Origin of the sequence: Pseudomonas sp. LS-2 (assembly GCF_003605735.1) — a bacterium.
Taxonomy (GTDB): Bacteria; Pseudomonadota; Gammaproteobacteria; order Pseudomonadales; family Pseudomonadaceae; genus Aquipseudomonas.
On the sequence record NZ_QXTJ01000008.1, the window covers coordinates 272,537 to 292,034 of the forward strand.

Below are 19,498 nucleotides of genomic sequence, written 5' to 3' on the forward strand. Positions count from 1 at the left end.
CAGCGATCCCTATCGAAAACCGTGTCAATGCGCCGTCGCATGGCGGTGTTTACGGTCTACGACCTGCGCAGGTTTCGCGGTTTCGCTGCTCCGATATTGCGGGTGATGGCGGCGCGAGATGCGCAGCACGCCCCACAGCATCGCGCTGGCGACGGCCAGCCAGCCCGCGATCAACATCACAATGGTCATTCCGAGGCTCATAGGTCCCTCCGGCTTCTTCGCTTTGTGCTCTCTCTATAACCGACAGTCTAGTACGCCCGTTGTTGCTGAAAATTGACCGTTGGTATGAATCCAATGACCGATTTGTTCTATCGGCGCCCGCTGACTGCACCTTTGAGGCTATACCCATGGCGTAGACGGCTCTATGATCGGCCTCCAGGCCGGGTCGCGGGTTGCCCGGCACCAGACAAGTGAGTGAAGAACGTGCCGGTATTGTCTCGAATGGATGTCTGCGGAGCCAGATGGAAGTGGTTGGCATTGACTGCCGCCTTGACGCTGGCAGGGTGCGCGGATCCTCACGCTTACAAGCCCGGTTACCCACCTCAATACAAGCGTTTGCCGGATCGGGTCGAAATCAATTCCGTGCCGTTTTTCCGGGGCAAGGCCTATCAGAGCGCGCCGTTCGCGCTGGCCAGCATGTTGACCGTGCATGGCGTGCAGACCACCCCCGGCCTGCTTGAAAAACCGCTGAAGCTTCCGGCCGCCGAAGACAAACTCGATCAGAGCATGCCGAATCTGGCCCGTGAGTACGGTTTCGTGGTGTATCCGGTCGATCATCAGTTTCCTGATCTGCTGGCTCAGGTCTCGGCTGGGTATCCGGTCATGGTCCGGTTCAACGACGGCTCGCTGTGGTGGAAGGAACAGCGCTACGGCGTGCTGGTGGGTTTCAACCAGAACAAGCGCACGGTGCTGATCTACACAGGCCTTGGCCGCCTGACCGTGAGCTTCGAGGAGTTCACCTCGGACTGGGACGGCGCGGGTAACTGGGCGATTCTGGTGCAAGGCCCACGGCAATTGCCGGTACCGGTCGATCGCGAGCGTTGGCTCAAAGCCGCCAACGACCTGGCGCAGGCTGGGCAGGAGCAGGCTGCGGGGGAAGCGGTAAAGGCGATCAACAACGCGCATTGAGTTCAGTGCAGTCATGTCGCTGGCTTCGCTCGTTCAACTGTCCGGGTCGCCAGCGACGGGGTCTCGATGGCGCAACCGCCGACAAACAGGGCGCCGTGCGGCCGCGCTACAGCGGTCGAACGCCGGGTTGAATCAGAACCCCAATTTGTCCCGCAGGCTGTAATACCAGGCACCCATCGCGGTCAGGGGTGTACGCAGCAACTGTCCGCCCGGGAACGGATAATGCGGCAGCCCTGCGAAAGCATCGAATCGCTCGGCCTGCCCGCGTAGCGCTTCTGCCAACACCTTGCCCGCCAGATGGGTGTAGGTCACGCCATGGCCGCTGCAGCCTTGGGAGTAATAGATGTTGTCGCCCAGCCGTCCTACCTGCGGCAAGCGCGACAAGGTCAGCAGGAAATTGCCGGTCCAGGCGTAATCGATCTTCACATCCTTTAGCTGCGGGAATGCCTTGAGCATCTTTGGCCGGATAATCGCCTCGATGTTCGCTGGATCCCGTGCGCCATACACCACGCCGCCGCCGAAGATCAGGCGCTTGTCACCCGAGAGCCGGTAGTAGTCCAGCAGATAGTTACAATCCTCTACGCAGTAATCCTGGGGCAACAGCGTACTGGCGAGTTCTTCGCTCAGCGGTTCGGTGGTGATCACCTGGGTTCCGCACGGCATGGATTTGGCCGCCAGCTCTGGCACCAGATTGCCCAGATAAGCGTTTCCGGCAACGATGATGAACTTCGCCCGCACCTTGCCCTGGGCCGTGTGGACCACTGGATTGGCGCCGCGATCGATGCGTATCGCCGCCGACTGCTCATGGATGACACCGCCCAGGGATTCCACTGCGGTGGCTTCACCCAGCGCCAGGTTGAGCGGGTGGATATGACCGCCGCTCATGTCGAGCATGCCGCCGATGTACTGATCGCAGGCCACGACTTCACGGATGCGGTGCTGATCCATCAGTTCCAGTTGCGTATGCCCGTAGCGCTCCCAGAGTTTTTTCTGCGATTCCAGATGCCCCATCTGTTTAGGGGTGATGGCGGCAAAGACGCCGCCGTCCTTCAGGTCGCACTGAATCTGATACCTGGCCACGCGATCGCGGATGATGCGCGCACCTTCGAACGCCATCTCACCCATCAGCTGCGCCTGTCTGGGACCGACCGTGCGCTCAATGACGTCAATGTCGCGGCTGTAGCTGTTGACGATCTGCCCGCCATTGCGACCGGATGCGCCAAAGCCGACTTTGGCCGCCTCCAACACCGTAACCTTGAAGCCGTTTTCCAGCAGAAACAGCGCGCTCGACAGACCGGTATATCCAGCACCGATGATACAAACGTCGGTTTCGACGTCACCTTGCAGCGCTGGACGGGCAGGGGCTGGATTGGCCGAGGCGGCGTAATACGATTGCGGGTAAGTGGTGGTCGTCATCCTGTTGGCCCCTGTCTAATATATTTTACGAATGCGCCGATCCTACCCGAGAAGAAATGCGGCCACCAGCGGTGTGGGTCGATTCGGTGTCTTAAATATGTGCCACCTCGATGGGTGTGTTTATAAAAGGTCAGATTTTTCAGTGTGTTAGATAACTAAACCCGTTGACAGGTTGTTGAATATAAGTAGAATGCCCGCCCACAGCAGGCACGTAGCTCAGTTGGTTAGAGCACCACCTTGACATGGTGGGGGTCGTTGGTTCGAGTCCAATCGCGCCTACCAGATAAATCCGCTCTGCTGGGCGGTAAAAGAAAAGGGCGACCCGAGAGGGTCGCCCTTTTTTTGTCTGCAAAAAAGCCCCGCACTTGGCGGGACTTATTAAAGAAGAAATTTACTGGGGGTTGAACGCAACCCGACGCAACGTACCTGCATCTTTAGCTGCTTTGTAGGCTGCAAGGGCCGCGTTCAGCCGTTCTGCTTTACTGGCTGGTGCGTCTTTCTTGCTATCAGAAGAGTACATAACCTTTCCCTTCGAGGACTTGGTAAACGTTAAAGCCCAACTGGCCTTGATATTTTCTGAGTAAGCAGCCGTAGTATGCGGCAAGCTTCGGCCTTTCCTCAAGAGCCACCATAACCAGCCCACGCACGTCTTTGTTTCGACGGAGCATCCAGGATGACTGAAATATCCCCTGAGCTAAGGCCATGGACTGGCGAAAGGTAAGCAGGCTCAGATCCGGCCAGTCTTTTGGCTGGGTATACGATGGCAGGCCGCCGTCAAAGTCTCGCCGTAAAGCGAACTTCAATTCATAGCAATTTAGGGGGAGGGCCCTTCCAAGCTCCCTCTCCACCAGCTCCTGCTCGGCGAAAAAGCCAGCGTTGATTGGCACGTAAAGAATTCCGTACTCAATCTGATCAACGCGAATCGTGTGAATAAGCGCTTGATGACCGTCCTGAGTCATCAAATCCATTTCTTCGTATCCATGATCAAGCCAAAGCTCTGCCACTACTTCAATTCCAATCCATGCCAGTGGCTTGGTTCAGCAAAAATTCCCGCGCCTTGGCCGGCTTTCCTTTGCTTGGACTTGTACCGGATCACGCACCAACTGCGGGCTCGAAATCTACGTGGTGACTCAGGCGCGGTCAAGCCGCCAACCTTTGCAAAGAAGCCCCGCTCCAACCAATCGACATCGGAGGTTTCGCCTTCAAAACGTTGATCGATGCGCCAGCACAGCTGCTTATTGAGGCTGTGCCAGAGCCCGGAAGCTTTCGGTGCGAATCGTCCTACTTGAATATCAGGGAAGTCCCACTGTCATTGTTGGCAGCTATGCAGATCTTCCTATAGGCATAAAATATTAGTCTTACCCCTCAGAAAAAAAGGTCGCGGGCGTCGCGCATTCCGTGTGGTCGGGATGGTGACCGGACGTTGATCGTATGAGTGGTGATGAGGAGATTTTATGTGCAATGGATGGAATGCGTACGCGAGCATGCTGACGGATCTGGACTGTATTTCGCGAGCGGCGGTGGTGGGGCTCGATGGTCGAATGCGGGGCGGATCGCCGGGTTTTTATGTCAGCTGCGTCGAATCCGCGGAAATCGTCAGAAGAATCGACCTGCATAGATACGCTGCGTTACCCATTATCGTGGGCAACACCAAGTATGCTTTTCACACGCGTGGCGAGAATTCCTTGATCGGGCGCAGAGGCGTGGAGCGGATTTATTGCGTCATGGCTGACGAGGTGCTGTTACTGGCAGTGGCGCCTGATCCGGGTAGGGCGCAAGACGCGCAGCGAAGTGTGGAGCGAATGGCGCATTACATTCGATCCCAAGGCGTGGGCGCAAAGGCGCTCCCTTGACCAGGAGCGCTGCGCAATGCCTGCGATTTTTACTCCGCCTTGCTGCGGGTGATACGGCCCGACTTGATTTCGTCCACGTAAGCCCGCAGACGATCAGCATCTTTGTACTGCTGGTTCATCAAATGCAGCACCGCCACCACGTCCACATCCTTGACGCGCTCGGCGAGGCGGCTGATTTCGCCGGCAGTGCTTTCAAGATTGCCGGCAATGGCATTCAGGTCGCGCTTGAGTTCCAGCGCCGATTTTTTCATTCCCACAGTGTTTCCCCAAAAAACGTCAGGGCCAGACTGACGCGTGTCAGTCGTAGCCCTTTATTAGCAACGCTATATAACAACTGCGTGATGATAGCGCGTGCGGTGACGGTTTCGGCGGTGACATTAAGAGGAATGACACCCGCGCTGCTGTCATTGACCCTTTAAGGGCGTCAGCCGCCCGCGCCTCCGGCGCTGGACGAACTGCCGGAAGAACCCTTGGTGTTGCCGGAGCCGGCACCTGTGGTGTCGCCTCCAGGCAGATCGGCATCATTGCCGCCGCCGGTGCCGTTGCTCATTGACCCGGTGTTCATGCCTCGGCGGATGCCGGTGGCCGGGTCGCCTTTGTCCATGTCGGTGCCTTGTCGTTCGATATCGCTGCCTTGGGTGCGAGGGTCCATACCCGTCTGCGAAGCTGGCGGGCCGATCTCCGGTGCGGCGGAACCGGCCAACGCGGCAAGCGAAGTGAATGTCAGGGCGCAACCGAGTGTGAGTGCGGCGAGGGAATTGTTCATCAGGTGATCTCCATGTCCTTAGTCCTAACGTAACGTTGGGCTCTCGTCTGCCGGACATAGTGCCCTGATGGCGACCAGCGGCACTGTCGGGCGGCTCATGGCGCCGGGAGCGGAGCGCTGGCCGCATTTACCTCATCCAGCGACGAGGGCAGTAAAGGGCTGTCGCCAAGGCTGCCTTCTATCTGGCCGGCAACGTAATAGACCCCGGCCATCACGCCGAACTCGGGGTTGTCGATCAGGCTGCGCTTCTTCTCGTTGAGCGCCGAGTAAAGGCTATGGCGCATTTGCTCCTCCATGGATGCGCGTTCGTTCTGGTGGGTAATCGCGCCAAAGCCTGCCATCCCCACCGAAATCATCAACCCGGCCACGCGCCCGACGACCGCGGCAACGGCGCTGGCAGCACCGCGTGGGGCGAGGCTGGCTTCAAGCTTTTCGCTGGAGTGAATCGCCACCGAAGAGATGCCTGCATCGGGGCGTCCGGCGTCGGGGCCGGTAGCGGCGGTACGAATCTGATCGATCAGCACGACGTAAGCCGGCATCGTTGCCAGAGGCTCGGCATGGATCAACTGATACAGCGAAGCCGCGCCGGTGGGTGGCGGTGCGAGTGAAATCGCGGGAATGGCATTCAAGTGCGCAGCGAATTGCTCGGCTGGAATGTTGTAGCGCCGTGCAATGGGTGGCAGTTGCTGGCCGAGCAACTGAATGTAGTAAGCGGTCGCTTGCGCCGTGACGGCGTTGGGGTCGATTTCTCTGGAGACGGGATCGAGCACGCGTTCGTGGTACTGCTCCTGCAAATAACCGTCCAGGCGTTGCGCGGCGGTCGGCTCGTCCTTGCTCCTGCTGACCTTGTACCAACTGACTTTGACGGTCAGCCACTGTTGCGTCCAATAACCGGTGAACCAGGGAATGAAATCCGACTCGGTGCGCTGGTAGACGCTGTCCATCCATTTATCCATGGTTTGTGTGGCGTAGTGCCTGGCGGGGGTGGTGGCGGTTTTAGACGCGGCGAGGATTTCCTGATCGACCTGGTGCCAGGTCCGGGGCGAGATCAGTACCGGCGCAGGCGCGGGTTTGGAGCTGGACGCGCAGCCCGCCAGTAGCAGTGTCACCGCGATGATCAGGGCGCGCATGTTCACGATGGCAGTCCCTTGGGCGTTCGAGGGCATTCGTTCCGTGGCCGCGGGAGGAGGGTGTCGGGCTAGGGTTTTTTCAGTATAGGTCGTGAAAGTCGTCAGGCTGACAACACGAGGCGCTCCCGCGCCGGAAGGGTGCGCGCCAGGGGCTGCAAAAAATTCGCATATTCATAGGGTTACTGGGAAAAAAGACGTTGACAGCTATTTCAATTTCCGTAGAATGCCGCCTCACAGCAGGCACGTAGCTCAGTTGGTTAGAGCACCACCTTGACATGGTGGGGGTCGTTGGTTCGAGTCCAATCGCGCCTACCAAACAAAATCCGCTCTGCTGGGCGGTCACAGAGAGGGCGAATCGAAAGATTCGCCCTTTTTTGCTGTTCGCTTTTTTCCTCCTTCCGAAGTGTCCGCCGTCAACCCTACCGGTCGTTCGAAGCGTTTCGCGGGTGTCGTCCCCCGACACGTCGCGAAAAAAATCCTGATTTTTCAAGCCATCGGCTGGACCTTTTGCCACGATGCGCGATCATCAGTGCATGGATATCGATAGGAGGTGTGTATGTTTAGTCGGTCACTGACCCTTGCCATTCTGTTTGCCGTTTCCAGCCCCTTGCTGGCCGCAGACGGTGACACCCCACTGGCTCAGGAGCGTGGCAGGTCTCGTCCGTTGATCATCATTGCCTCGAGTTCCGTTGATCCGACACTGGTGAACCTGAAGAAGAGTCTTGACGAGCCCGCCTACAAAGAGGCTTTCGCCAAGCGCAATATGGTGCTGTATACCGTCGTCAACATGATCGGCCAGCGCAATGGCAAGGACATGGACGCGCAATCCACCATGGCCCTGATTCGTGATCTGAAGCTGGGTGCGCGCCCCGGCGATCAGGCGCAGGTCATTCTCGTGGGCAAGGACGGTGAAACCAAGATCGACCACAAGGGTTCGATCGATCCGAAAGAGATTTTCAGCACCATCGACCAGATGCCCATGGCCGAGAAAGAAGCCGCTGCTGCCGCGCCGGTCGCACCCGCCGCCGAGCCTAAAGCGGCGGGCGGTAAGCCGGGCAAGGCAGGGAAGGCTGCGCCGGCGGCACCGCCAGCGGCGCTGGACGATTAAGCACGAAATCAACGACCGGCCAGCCGGCTACCGAGCAAAGCAATGTATCGGTCGGCGCCCGGTCTGGTCTTTGCTGTAATATCGCTCCTTTTTCATCGAAAGGACTGTCATGAAACACTGGGCGGGAGTTGTAGCGCTGGCGATGCTGGCGGGTTGCATGAACATGAGTCAGACACGTTCGGCCGGGCCTGCGCAGGTCTACACCAGCCAGAAGCCTGCCGCGGCGGTGGCCGAGTGCATCAAGGTGACATGGGCCAATGTGCAGTTGTTCGGCGATGTCGCCGACACCTTCATGGATAAGGGCAACCCGGGCGAGTTCACCGTCTACACCACCGAGGGGGAATACTTTGCCGACGTGATGGGCAAGGGCGGTTCCACCACCATCAATTTCTACGCCAAGGCTGGCGCGAAGATTGTCGATCAGCGTGGCGCAGTGCTCGCGACCTGCCTGTAAATCTCTGCCCTGGCGGCTGTGGCAGCGAGCACATTCACCAGGGCCGGACCGAGCGACATTTCAGCATCGTCAGGCCGACCCTCTCGGGACCGCGTTCGCACCCAGGCCAGTGCCAGGATTACTGCTGCAGCGAGATGGTGGTGTTCCCAAGCTTGGGCTGATTGAACATGTTCACCAGCACTTCATCAAGAATCGACGAGGCGCCCCATGGACGTGGGTCGTTGAGGATTGCCACCACCACCCAGGTGTTGCCGTTGCTGTCGCGGCTGAAGCCGGCGATGGCACGAACGGTGTTGAGGGTGCCGGTCTTGATGTGTGCCTCGCCGCGCAGCGCGGTGCGTTTCAGGCGTTTGCGCATGGTGCCGTCCATGCCCGCCAGCGGCAGCGAACTCATGAACTCAGCCTGATAAGGGCTGTTCCAGGCAGCCTGAAGCATCTGTGCCATTTCCCGGGCGCTGACCCGCTCGGCGCGAGACAGTCCTGAACCATTCTCCATGACCAGATGCGGCGCGGTGATGCCTTTCTTCGCCAGCCATTGGCGGATCACCCGTTGCGCCGCCTTGGCGTCATCACCATCGGCTTCGTTGCGGAATTCCGAACCCAGGCTCAGGAACAGCTGTTGGGCCATGGTGTTGTTACTGAACTTGTTGATGTCGCGGATGATTTCCGCAAGGTCCGGCGAGTAAGCCTTGGCCAGCAGCTTGGCGCTGCCCGGCACCACGTCCAGTCGGTCCTTGCCCAGAATGGTGCCGCCCAGTTCCTGCCAGATGGCACGCACGGCACCGGCGGTGTAGGTGGGGTGATCGAGCAGCGACAGGTAAGTCTGAGAGTTGCAGCCATCGCCCAGTTGGCCGGAGACGGTGACGGTGATTCCGCCGTCGGCTTCCGGAACCGGGTTATACAGGACATCGCCGGTGCACTTGCTGGACGACAGCGCCTTGACCTGATTGTTGATGTGGATGGCAGCGATCGGGGGTTCGACGGAGACCAGAATTTTGCCGCCGTCATTGCGGGTCACGAAACGCAGGGCCTTGAGGTTGACCATCAGCGAGTCGGGACGCACCAGAAACGGTTTGTTCTTGTCATTGCCGTCGTCATCGAACACCGGCAACTGCGGCTGAATGAAGTGGCTGCGGTCCAGTACCAGATCGCCGGTGACCTGCGTGACGCCATTGGCGCGCAGGTCGCGCATCAGCAACCAGAGTTTTTCCATGTTCAGTTTCGGGTCGCCGCCACCCTTGAGGTAGAGGTTTCCGCGCAGCACTCCATTGCTCAGGGTGCCATCGGTGTAGAACTCGGTTTTCCACTGGTGGGTCGGGCCGAGCATTTCCAGCGCGGCGTAGGTGGTCACCAGTTTCATGGTCGAGGCCGGGTTGACCGACACGTCGGCATTGAAAACCGTCGGTGTGCCGGGCCCGGTCAGGGGAAGCATCACCAGCGACAGCGCGTTGCTATCGAGTTTGCTGGCCTTCATCGCCTCCTGGACCTTGGGCGGCAGAGCGGTATTGATTGGAGCGGCAGAGACGGACAGTGAAAGGGGTAAAAGCAGGGTGACAAGAAACAACGGACGCAAAGACTTGATCATTCAGAAAAACCCTACTGCAAAAAGAGGGGAAAAATGGAGGGGATGGATTCCCTCATGAACTGAAAAGAGCGTAGGCGCAGAATGAAGTCGCGCCCAGCGGGCCGATACCTGGCCCTGATAAAGCGGCATTATGCCAAAAGCATTCGTGACTTGCGCCGGGGCGGAGCCGTCAAACGCCGCTATTTTTTCAGATGCAGTGGGATTGTCACGTCGAAAACGCGATTTTGAGTGCGCAGGGAGGGGGCACCGGATGATCCGGTGTTTGTCGCAGCAACAAAAAAGCCACCGGGTCGGTGGCTTTCTTGGGTTCAGCGTGTGTGAATGATCACGCCGCTGGATTGATCGGCTTTTCAGGGTACCAGGCGTCGAGCAGCGGGCTGACCTCAACCTTGGTCACTTCGCTACGGCCTTTGAGCCAGGCTTCGACGGTCGCGCGTTGTTCTTCGGTGACCGAACCACGCTTGGCCGAGCAGACAAGACCGTAGTCGTCGCCGCCTACGTAGTCCAGATCGTTTGCATCCATCGCTTCGGTGAGGAAAGCGTCGAGAAACCCGTCGATGTCCTCTTCACCCAAATCCTCTTTGAATTCCAGATTGAGCTCGAACCCCAATTCCTGGAACTCGTCCACACAGAGTTTTTTGCGCAGACGACGAGAGCGGTTAGTGGCCATGAAGCGATCCTCTTGAGTAATTTCGGAGCGCAGTCTATCAGCTAAATGAAGGCATCGCTCAGGTGCCGGTGGCGGGCCGATGGATGACGACCCTGTCAGGGGCACCGATCAGGATTTGGCTTCCTTGGTCCCCAGCACGTCGCGGATGCTGTCGACGACGTTGCTGTCCTTGATCACGTCGTTCAGCCAGCCCTCGAGCGGCATGTTGCCCCATTTGATCGCGCGCTCGATCAGGTAGGGCACCGGGCTCTGCGGTTCAGTCTGTTTGAAGAACTGCGCAACACCGGCGAGCATCGTGAATGCCTCATCGCGGGTCAGCGGTGTGGTGCGCAACGCCGCCGCTGCGGTGTCTTTGACAGTGATGGTCATCGCCGGATCTGCTGTGTGTTGATCGGTCGGTTCAGCCGCAGGCTCGGGCGCAGCCTGCGGTGCAGGAGCGTTGAGTTCGACGCCGCGGTCCTTGAGCAGTTTCTCGGCGAGTTGTGCCGCACGCGACAGAATCTCGCTGAGCCCTGCGAAGCTGGGGGCTTCATGGCCAAACAGTCGGTCGGCCGTGGTTTGCAACTGACGACACGCGTGCAGGCTGTCGTTGATTTCGGACGCCTTGCGCAGGAAATGCTCGGTGTCGGTGAGCACCACCGAGCGCTGGAAGATCTCCGCATTGATCTTGCCTTCGTCCAGTGCCGTGCGCATGGCCTGCTGATTCTGCAGCGCCAGGTTTTCGATGTGCCGGGACTCGTCGTAGCGCAGCAGGCCGAAGTTCTGCCCTTGGGTGATCGGCAGGCCGCCCACGACATCGGCCAGCGTGGTGTTCAGCCACGCCAGGCGCGCGGCACGCTCATCCAGGCCTTCTTCCACAGAGGGAAACAGGTCTGCCCAGAAGCGGTCGAGTATCCGCTCGGCCAGGGTCAGACCGAACGTGATGCCCTGAAAATGGTAAGTGTGCGCCAGGCCCTCGTTGAGCCAGGCGACGAGCATCAGGTCCTTGCTCTGCTGAGCGAGTCCCTGTGCGGCCAGCGTGATGGTCAGGTCCCAGTCGGAAAGTTTCAGATCGGTCTGCCAGTCACCCTGGGTCAGGTAATCGGGGTCTGCTCGACGAGCCTCTTTGACGTTATCGAACAGCGCGGAGAAGCTCAGGTCTTCACCGCTCCCTCCATTGATCGGCGCTGTCAGCTCAGCCAGTGAAAGGTCATTGAGGAATTCAGACATAGTCAACTCGGGAAAAGAAAAAAGAACACCATGCCGAGCCGGTCGGCACGGTGTTGAATACGGACCGCGGGGAGCGCCTGCGGTCCGATGTCATTACTCGATCACGCGAAAACCTTGTTGGCGGTACGGTCCCAGCCGCCAGTGACGTTACCGCCACCTTGGCCATCGGCACGGCTCTGCTGGGTGTAGGTGGTTTTGATGCGAGCGAAGTTGAAGCTGATTTCTTCGATCGGCAGGTCGCTGACCGCTTTGTCTTCACCGCCCTGATTGCCACCGGCGACGGCCTTGACCGACGACACCACAACTTCTTCCAGGTTGATGGTCAGGTAGGTCAGCTTGTCGCCGCCGGCGCGGTTCACGTTCAACTGGATCTTGGCGATGTGAGTGCCTTTGCAGCAGGCTTCGAACAGCTTCGCCGAAGCCTTGTCGACCGCTTTGCGGATGCTGAAGTCGCTCAATGCAACGCGCTCGGACGATGCGCCACCCGAGGAACTGGCAGTCGCGGAAGTGGCTTGAGTCGCGCCGTACTCGTAGCCCAGCACTTCGATCCAGTCCTTGTGCTTGTCGTCCAGCACTTCACCTGGAATACCGTCGATCTGAATGTATGCGTCAAATGCCATTTCTTACTTCTCCATTTTTTACGTTTAAGGGTTTGCCTAACCTGCGGCCAGACCGCAGCCCCTTGTTTTGATCGCTTGCGGACATTCGCAAGCGATCGGTTGCCGCTGCCTCAGCCTCCGCACGCAGAGGCTCAGGCGCCGGTTCGTTGCGTGGCGCGACTCAGTTGAGCGCGCGCACTTCGATTTCCACTCGCCGATTGGGCTCAAGACACTGAATGAGCTGCGCGCGCGGCTGCTGCATGTCGCACTTGACCAGCGGCTTCTGGCTGCCTTCGCCCACCGCTTCGACCAGTTCGGAGGGAACCCCCTTGCCGACCAGATAGGTCTTGATGGTCTGCGCTCGTTGTCGGGAGACCTGAAGATTGCCCTGCAGATCGCCCAGTTGGTCGGCATGCCCGGCGATGATGATCTTGCCGATGTTCGGGGTGTTCAGAAGCTTCCCGGCGATAGCGCTCAGCTGACTCTGGCCTTCGGTCTTCAGGCTCTGGAAATCTGCGCGGCCAAAGGCGAACAGCGTGTCGGACTCCAGCGTGATGGTCTCGATCGAGCGCAAGGATTGCGAGAGCAGGCTGTTGATGTAATTGCGCGAGCTGGACGTCAGGAAGGCGTTGTCGAGGATTCTTGGCACGTCGGTTTCGTGAATCTGATCGCTGTAGAAATTGACCTGGCGACTGGCAAGCTCGTAGTCACTCCCCGAGTTCACCACGACGTTGGCGGCGGTCATGTTCTTGCCAGTCTGGCGCGCAATGGCCGGGTACCAGTAATCGGGGATTCTGGCTTTGAGAACGGCCGGGTCGGCTTTCTCGCGCTGGGCGCGGGACAGCATGGTGTAAGTCTCCAGCGTGGCCTTGCCGAACTCGGCGATGGACTGCGCACGGTTGTCGGCGGGGAGGGCGCGCGGCTCGACGCTGTCCACACCCGTGACCGGCATCAAGTCCTTGGCGTTGCGTTGGTAGACCTTGATGGTCGTCAGCAGGTACAGCGAGCGGGTGAGGTTGTCGGCCGTCGGTTTGAGCATGACGGTTTCAAGCCGGCTGAAATAACGTTTGCGCAGCAGCGGTTCGATGTCGTAGCCCTGATACAGGCCCATGCGCAGACGCAGCGGCACGCCTTGTTCGTGATGCCGGGCGAAGTAATCGGCGGTCCAGAAGCGCATGCGGTCCAGCGTCTGCCAGGCGGTGTACTGACCCAAGGAGGCCTTGTCCTGGGCAGTGGCGGCCGTCAGCTCGGTGGAAATGGTCTGGATCGCGGCCTTGTTGTTCCAGTACGACCAGCCCCACAGACCGCACAGCAGAACAGCGATCAGGCTCGCACTGCCCACCCATGCCACCTTGCGCCGACGCTCGCGCACGTTGGTGGTGTAGAGCGTGACCAGGTGTTGATCCGGGATGATGACCTTGCGGAACAGGCTGTTGATGAACAGCGGCTGTGGCTGAGACTTGCCGCTCGTGGCCTGCGGTTCGGCGGCCAGGGAGAACCGTTCGCTCACCTCGCGAGTGTGGGCACCCAGCTCCGGCGCGTCGGCGTCCAGCGCACTGGTGAAGTAGAAACCGCGCAACAGTTCGGCGTTCTGATACGGGTTGGCGCGCAGCAAGGCGTCGACGAACTGTTGCAGACGGGGTTTGAGCGCTGCCAGTTCCAGCGGGAAGCGATACGCCGCCGAGTCCTTGCGCGTGATCTGAATGTCTTGCAGCACCAGCTGTTGACTCGCCACTTCCTGCCAATAGGCAACGAGTTCGTCCATGGCGACGCCAAAACGCTGGCCCCAGTCGGCGTTTTCATAGTCTTTGTGCGGGAAGGTCTTGCCCATCACTTCGCCACGGGCCACATCGTCCAGATGCCGGTAAAAAGGCGCGAAGCCGGGCACCAGATCGCACTTGGTGAACACCAGATAAACCGGAAGGCGCACTTCCAGCAGCGAGTGGGTTTCCTGGATGCGTTCGCGCAGTCGCTTGGCCAGGTTGTCCTGATCCTGCGGTGATGCCTGGAGGATGTCGTGGATGCTGACGGTCACGATCAGCCCGTTCAGCGGGCGGCGCTGGCGATGCTGACGCAGCAACTGGAGGAATGCCCGCCATTTTCCGGCGTGCTCCTGGCTGTTCATGTAGCGGCCGGCGGTGTCCAGCAGAACGGCTTCAGAGCTGAAGAACCAGTCGCAGTTTCGCGTACCGCCCAGGCCTCCCACGCGAGCACCTTCACGTTCGGCGTAAGGGAAATTCAGGCCCGATTGATACAGCATCGTGCTTTTGCCGGCAGCGGGCTGGCCGACCACCAGATACCAGGGCAAGGCGTAGAGTGCGTCCCTGGCGCGGGTGCCGCGGGGCTTGTTGCTGTGCAGACGTTCGATGCTTTGCAGCAAGCGCTCGCGCAGCAGGCTGACCTCTTCGCGGTCGGCAGGGCTTGCGTTCAGCACGGCCTGATCGGCGTCATCGCGCAGCAGGCCTTCAAGGTTGTGATGGGTGGACACCCCTCGATGGATCAACACCACGTAAAGGGCGGAAAGCGCCAGAAACACGCCGATGCCCGTAAGCAGGCTGTACAGAGAACTGAAATCCAGCGCACGTCCGATCCCCCAGACGAGGAAGACCGTCAGGAAGAAGCAGACACCCAGAATGTAGGGTTGGTAGCGCAGGAAGTAATACTTGATCTTGTTCATACGGACTTCACATCCAGCGCGTCGACAAAGCGGTCGATAACGTCATAAAGAGGGCGTTCGGTGTCGGGGAATTCAGGCGGTTGGTGGTGTTCGTCGAACGCCGCGAAATCCGCCAGTACGTCGTAGGTTTCAGTTCGCACGCCAGTGTCGGTCAGGGCCGTGTACAGGCCGGTGGTGCCGCGCGACGGGAAGCAGAACAGCTTCGGACGCATGAAATCGTCCGCCAGCACGCTGACGTGGGGCGACACATGGCCGACCTGCATCCGCGTCAGCCAATCCACCCACAGATCCGCGGTCGGATTTTTCAGCCCGCGTTCGGCGGGCAGCGGCAGGCAAACACTCAAGGCATCGGCGTGATGCAACGGCTGGCGCAAGGCGTACAGCCGGGTCAACACAGCATTGGTCACGAATTCCGGGTACGAATTTTCCAGCGCGTCGGCGATGTCCCGCAGGTTGAAGTTGCTCAGGAATTTTTCGTGGACCTGACGGAACAGCGCAAAGTCTTGCCCCTGCAACGCACGCAGGGCCTTGATCTGTTGGAACAGGACCTCCGGGGCCTCGCCCTGAACGCCACGGTGCAGCAACGGTTTGATCTGCGCGCTGAACAACTCGCTCAGCGTGAACGGGTTGACCAGCGGCTGACCGTCACCGGCTTTGATGATCTGGAAAACAAAGAACGGGTAGCGTCGCTGACTCGAATCCATTGAGCTGATCAACCCGCCCAGCAGCCAGTTGCCCGAGCGCGCACGGTAGGAGAAGAAGCACACCGGCAGACGGTCGAACAGCGCCCGCCAGTCTTCGCGAGGTTGAATCGCCGCCAGCGACGATTGCAGCCAGTCATCGAACTCGCAGACTTCATCGGCCGCGCCATGCAGGCTGATGAAGTCGGCGCTGGCCGGTATCTTTCCGAAACAGCCGATCATTGGCCGCTCCCCGAAGGCAGGCATGTGCTGATCACTTGGTACGCCCGTCCGCAACGCTGACTGGCGTGTTCAACGCGCTCAGCGATTTGACGTTCGCCAGATCGGTCAGCTTGACCCCGCCGTAGTTGCGCACGGTCAGGCTGACCAGGCCATCGGCGGTGTTCCAGCTGAAACGCTGTTGAATGCCGTCCAGATCGGCGACACGGGCGCTGTCGTTCATCCGCAACAGTCCCCAGCGGCCCGGATAGTCGAAGACCGTGACGCGCTCGCCGGTCAGGGTCACGACGTCCAGTCGGGCGCCAGGCGCGGTGGTGGTGCCGGGCCAGGAGAAGCGGTTCCAGCTGGTCTTGCCGTTGCGGTAGTGCTGCACCTGACCGTCGAGGGTGAAGATGATGTCGGTGAAGTAGGCCGACGGCTCGAGCATGATTTCGAAGCCATTGTCCTTGTCCGACAGGCTGGCGATGACCTGGCCCAGCGAGCTGGCCTTGTCGATGCTGCTGACCATGTTCGGGTTGACCAGCGGAGCCGACTTGGCGCCACTGCTCATGCCCAGGCCTTCGCCGTCTGACAGGTTGCCGATCTCGTTGCGTTTGAAGTTCGGCAACAGGCCCGACTCGGGATCGACGAAGCGCTGCAGGTCTTTGACCGACGCCTCGTTGCGGCTGCTGGCGGCAATCGGATAACGATGCGCCATGACCTGCTCCCACGGCTTGGCGATCTGCTTGGCCCAGGCCTTGGCGATCTGCTCGCCTGCCGGGTCGCGCAGGGTTTCCCAGGTGAACTGGATCGGCAGGCTGAACAGGCTTTGCAACGAAGCGGACAACCCGCCCTGACTGGTATCGACCGTGGTTTCAACGTAGTTGCGCACGTTGGTCACTTCGCTCGGCTGGCCTTCGAGGGTTTCGCTGATCAACTGCTTGCTGCTCTTGCCGACATCCTGCGAGCGCTGAATGTTGTTCATGCGCACCTTGAGCTTGCGCAGTGCGGCCAGGTAGCGGTCCATGATCGTGCTGTCGGCACCTTCGGCGTTTTGCGCGGCTAACACCCGGGAAACAGGCTCGAAGCGTTTGGCCAGCGTGCCATCGTCGACGGCCGGAAGTGGCGATACCAGTGTTTTGGAAACCGCGTTGGCGTCGCCGCGAAGGCCGGTGATCTTGTCCCAGAAACCGTCCTTCGGTTCGGCCCCGGTTTGCGCGGCTTCCTTGGGCGCGGGCACGTCCCACTGGGTGTTGTCGTTGACACCGGACAGCAAGAGTTTCACGGGCGAATTCTGCACGTCGCTGAGCAACGAAAGCTGTTGCGTGGCATTGGCCATGTCGGTGAAGTGACGCACGCCGACACCGCTGAGCAGGGTGTACCAGGCCTGCGTGTAGTCGCGCTTGTAGCGCGCCATGAACTCACGCATGAAGTTGGCCTTCTGCACGATGCTGTCGCCGCCTTCGCCATCGAGCACCCAGTCGGACTCGTTGCGCAGGTTGCCGGACACCAGCTTGATCAGCTCGGGTTTGACGAAGCCTTCCCAGCCTTGTCGGGTGAAAATCGCCGGCACCGCTTCGCTGCTGTAGAGCAGTTGGCGGCCAGGCAACGGCACCAGATCGTTCAGGCCGATGGCCGGAAACTGACGGCTGGATTCCAGCTGCAAGCGCAGGTACTCGCGGTCCACCAGCGAGCTTGAAATCATGAACGACTTGAGGCTCTTGCGCGTGCTTTCCACCAGTTGTTCGTTGCGGGGCAGGGCAGGGGCCTGACCGTTCTTGAGCAGTTGCACGTAGATCGGCGCGTTGTCCTGAATCACCTCGTCGCTGACCGGGTTCGCTTCAGTTGCCGAGCTGGCCCACGCCACCAGCAGCGCTGCGCTGACGAATTCAGGGTCTGGATGCGACTCGGGCTGGGTCAGCATCAAGTACAGCTTCAGGGCGTTGTACGACTCAATGATCGATGCCACCTGTTGCTCATCCAGTCGTCCGAGCATTTCTTCCGAGAGCGAGAGCCCGCCGGTGGTCGCCGACAGCTCGGCGGCGTCATGGGCGCTGGCGCGATTGCGCAGGCCGGCCAACGCGCCTTCGCGGGTTCGACTCGCGGCATCTTTCGCGGTGCCTTTCGCCGCGCCCTGCAGGCGAGTGCCCGCGTCGCCGAGACTGCGGGGCAGGCTGCCGAGGCTCGGTTTGCCCGCGTTGGCGGTCAGGTTCTGAACCCCACGGTCGATCAGTTTCTGACCCTTGCCTGCGGTGTTGCCCGGCTTGCCGCCGTTTGAGGCGACGTCGTTCTGCGGGTCCATCGATTGGGCGAACGCGTTGAATGCGCTCAGTTGCGTTTGCAGTTTCAGGGCGACAGGTTCGAGTGCCTGAGCACGCAATTGCTGAAGGTAGGCCGACTGCGCGGCGGCAAAGATTTCTTCGCCACGGTAGAGGCCCGCGCTCAGTTGCAGCGGCACGCCTGTGGCGCGGTGTTTTTCAACCAGGGCAAGCTCTTGGCGAAGCAGTTCCAGGCCTTCGCCCGCGGCCAGGCGTTGCGCACGGTCAGGCGCATCGCCGAGCGTGTCGACCCCGCGCAGCACGCTCGCCACCCACTCGCGGTTGTTCTGAAACGCCAGGGCCTGCCAGCCGATGAATGCCAGACCGGCCAGCACCGCCGTGGCGATCACGGCCGGGGTAAACGAACCGCGTCCGTCCCGTGGCCGGTAGAGCGTCAGGTCACGGTCAGGGAAAATGACTTTGTGGAACGTGTCGGTGATGAAGTACGTGCGGCTGTTGCTTTTCTCCTTGATCTCGACCGGCGCTGCCGCGACCGGCGCTGCCGCGGGGTTGAAGGCCGATTGAAGGGAAAACCGGTCGGCGAGTTCCTCCTCAAACACATTGAGCATTTGCTCGTTGGTCTGCAGCGCGCTGGTGAAATACAGGCCACGCAGGAGCAGAGGGTTGCCGCCGCTTCCCGGCTTGATGAAGGGCTCCAGAAACGGTTCGAGTAATTTGGGCAGATCCCCGAATTGATCCACGAAATTGATCAGGGCCTTGTTGCTGTCGCAGTCCAGCTCTGTCATTCGCGCATCGACGTGATGTCGAAGGTTGTTTTGCAGTCGCTGCAATCTGTTGTCCAGGACCGGGCGCAGGCCAAGGTCCTGAATTTCCGACAGGCCGAAGGTCAGGCCCAGCGATTGCTGACGCTCATTGGCGCTCAGCGCCTCGAAGGCAAGATCGAAACCAGGGATCTGATCGGCTTTGCTCAGTATCAGGTAGATAGGCGGGTTGGCGCCCAGGCAGCGGGTGTACTCCTCGATCCGCTGGACCAGTCGCGCTGCGTTGGCCGTCCGGATATCGGCCTTGTCGGCCAGCAGGTCAGGCAGGCTGACCACCAGCACCAGACCATTGATCGCACCCTTCTTGCGCTTTTTTCTCAGCAATGTGAGGAAGCCGGAGAACGAGCGTGCCGCGTCGTCTTCAGTCAGGTAGCGACCGGCCGTGTCGATCAGTACGGCCTGCGGGCTGAAATACCAGTCACAGTGCTGTGTGCCCGATTCGGCGCTCTTCTGGCTGCTGGCAACAATGGGAGAGAGTTCTGCGCGGGTGAGCAGCGAGGTCTTGCCCGCCGCCGACTCTCCGATCACCAGATACCACGGCAGATCCGACAGCGCCGCATAGCCGCCACCCCCCGACGAGCGTTCGGTGCGCACTGCTTTCATCGCATGACTGAGGCGCTCGCTGAGTACCTTTGGGTCGTCGTGGTCGCCCTTGCCCACCGAGCGTCCCGCTTCGAGCTGGATCATGCTCCCCAGCGAACGCTCTCTATGAACGCGTGCGATCAAGCGCCCGACGATGATCGCCAGAAAAACCGCGCCGATGATCGATACACCGACGCTGATGTCGTCCATCGAATAGCGTCGTTGAACGGCTATCGTCAGATAGACCAATACGCTCGCCGCGCAAGACGCGGGAACGATAAACCAGAAGCTTTTGAGAATACGCAGTAGTGATTTCATGTCT

17 protein-coding genes and 2 tRNA genes are annotated in these 19,498 nt (G+C 60.1%); 6 read left to right on the forward strand and 13 right to left on the reverse strand.

Going from position 1 to position 19,498, the window contains the following annotated elements:
* Positions 1–24: 24 nt before the first annotated feature.
* Positions 25–201, reverse strand: a complete 177-nt coding sequence (locus tag D3M70_RS31880) for a hypothetical protein (RefSeq protein WP_165869738.1) — start codon at positions 199–201, stop codon at positions 25–27.
* A gap of 240 nt (positions 202–441) precedes the next feature.
* On the opposite strand from D3M70_RS31880, the gene D3M70_RS05555 reads away from it, so the two are divergent.
* Positions 442–1,128, forward strand: a complete 687-nt coding sequence (locus D3M70_RS05555; RefSeq protein WP_120124898.1) for a cysteine peptidase family C39 domain-containing protein — start codon at positions 442–444, stop codon at positions 1,126–1,128.
* 132 nt (positions 1,129–1,260) lie between these two features.
* On the opposite strand, the gene D3M70_RS05560 is transcribed toward D3M70_RS05555, so the two are convergent.
* A complete protein-coding gene (locus D3M70_RS05560; protein WP_120124899.1) occupies positions 1,261–2,544 on the reverse strand; it encodes an FAD-binding oxidoreductase in 1,284 nt (427 codons plus the stop codon).
* Between the two features lie 205 nt (positions 2,545–2,749).
* Between D3M70_RS05560 and D3M70_RS05565 the strand changes: the two genes are divergently transcribed.
* Positions 2,750–2,826: transfer RNA gene (locus D3M70_RS05565), tRNA-Val, on the forward strand.
* A gap of 224 nt (positions 2,827–3,050) precedes the next feature.
* Here the strand turns inward: D3M70_RS05565 and D3M70_RS05570 are convergent.
* Entirely contained in the window at positions 3,051–3,512 is a 462-nt protein-coding gene (locus D3M70_RS05570) for a hypothetical protein (RefSeq protein ID WP_120124900.1), read from the reverse strand.
* Between the two features lie 486 nt (positions 3,513–3,998).
* On the opposite strand from D3M70_RS05570, the gene D3M70_RS05575 reads away from it, so the two are divergent.
* Positions 3,999–4,397 carry a profilin gene (locus D3M70_RS05575; protein WP_120124901.1) on the forward strand — a complete coding sequence of 133 codons (399 nt, stop codon included), beginning with the start codon at positions 3,999–4,001 and terminating at the stop codon, positions 4,395–4,397.
* Positions 4,398–4,426: 29 nt separating this feature from the next.
* Here D3M70_RS05575 and D3M70_RS05580 read toward each other — a convergent pair whose 3' ends face one another.
* The 3 genes from D3M70_RS05580 to D3M70_RS05590 form a co-directional block, all read right to left on the reverse strand.
* Positions 4,427–4,648, reverse strand: coding sequence for a hypothetical protein (locus D3M70_RS05580; RefSeq protein WP_256659729.1), 222 nt, complete (start codon positions 4,646–4,648; stop codon positions 4,427–4,429).
* A gap of 173 nt (positions 4,649–4,821) precedes the next feature.
* Positions 4,822–5,163: a hypothetical protein gene (locus D3M70_RS05585; protein WP_120124903.1), complete on the reverse strand. Its 342-nt coding sequence runs from the start codon at positions 5,161–5,163 to the stop codon at positions 4,822–4,824.
* 95 nt (positions 5,164–5,258) lie between these two features.
* Positions 5,259–6,293, reverse strand: a complete 1,035-nt coding sequence (locus tag D3M70_RS05590; RefSeq protein ID WP_375232928.1) for a hypothetical protein — start codon at positions 6,291–6,293, stop codon at positions 5,259–5,261.
* A 238-nt stretch (positions 6,294–6,531) separates the two neighbouring features.
* Here D3M70_RS05590 and D3M70_RS05595 point away from each other — a divergent pair.
* The 3 genes from D3M70_RS05595 to D3M70_RS05605 all read left to right on the forward strand — a co-directional run bounded on the left by D3M70_RS05595 (position 6,532) and on the right by D3M70_RS05605 (position 7,855).
* A tRNA-Val gene (locus D3M70_RS05595) sits at positions 6,532–6,608 on the forward strand.
* A 241-nt stretch (positions 6,609–6,849) separates the two neighbouring features.
* Positions 6,850–7,401, forward strand: coding sequence for a DUF4174 domain-containing protein (locus D3M70_RS05600; protein WP_120124905.1), 552 nt, complete (start codon positions 6,850–6,852; stop codon positions 7,399–7,401).
* 109 nt (positions 7,402–7,510) lie between these two features.
* Complete coding sequence (locus D3M70_RS05605) at positions 7,511–7,855, forward strand: 2-oxoacid ferredoxin oxidoreductase (protein ID WP_120124906.1); 345 nt, start codon at positions 7,511–7,513, stop codon at positions 7,853–7,855.
* A 118-nt stretch (positions 7,856–7,973) separates the two neighbouring features.
* On the opposite strand, the gene dacB is transcribed toward D3M70_RS05605, so the two are convergent.
* The 7 genes from dacB to D3M70_RS05640 form a co-directional block, all read right to left on the reverse strand.
* On the reverse strand, positions 7,974–9,440 hold the full coding sequence (gene dacB / locus D3M70_RS05610; protein ID WP_120124907.1) for a D-alanyl-D-alanine carboxypeptidase/D-alanyl-D-alanine-endopeptidase: 1,467 nt from the start codon (positions 9,438–9,440) through the stop codon (positions 7,974–7,976).
* Positions 9,441–9,765: 325 nt separating this feature from the next.
* The gene (locus D3M70_RS05615) at positions 9,766–10,110 is read right to left on the reverse strand and encodes a YggL family protein (RefSeq protein ID WP_120124908.1); all 345 of its coding nucleotides are present in this window, start codon (positions 10,108–10,110) and stop codon (positions 9,766–9,768) included.
* A gap of 108 nt (positions 10,111–10,218) precedes the next feature.
* Positions 10,219–11,319, reverse strand: a complete 1,101-nt coding sequence (gene tssA / locus D3M70_RS05620; protein ID WP_120124909.1) for a type VI secretion system protein TssA — start codon at positions 11,317–11,319, stop codon at positions 10,219–10,221.
* Positions 11,320–11,420: 101 nt separating this feature from the next.
* A complete protein-coding gene (locus D3M70_RS05625; protein WP_120124910.1) occupies positions 11,421–11,939 on the reverse strand; it encodes a type VI secretion system tube protein Hcp in 519 nt (172 codons plus the stop codon).
* Between the two features lie 160 nt (positions 11,940–12,099).
* On the reverse strand, positions 12,100–14,595 hold the full coding sequence (tssM, locus tag D3M70_RS05630; RefSeq protein ID WP_120124911.1) for a type VI secretion system membrane subunit TssM: 2,496 nt from the start codon (positions 14,593–14,595) through the stop codon (positions 12,100–12,102).
* Positions 14,592–15,518, reverse strand: coding sequence for a type VI secretion system-associated protein TagF (tagF, locus tag D3M70_RS05635; RefSeq protein ID WP_120124912.1), 927 nt, complete (start codon positions 15,516–15,518; stop codon positions 14,592–14,594). The genes tssM and tagF overlap by 4 nt, the downstream gene beginning before the upstream one ends.
* 31 nt (positions 15,519–15,549) lie before the next feature.
* Positions 15,550–19,494, reverse strand: a complete 3,945-nt coding sequence (locus tag D3M70_RS05640; protein WP_120124913.1) for a type VI secretion protein IcmF/TssM N-terminal domain-containing protein — start codon at positions 19,492–19,494, stop codon at positions 15,550–15,552.
* Positions 19,495–19,498: the final 4 nt, after the last annotated feature.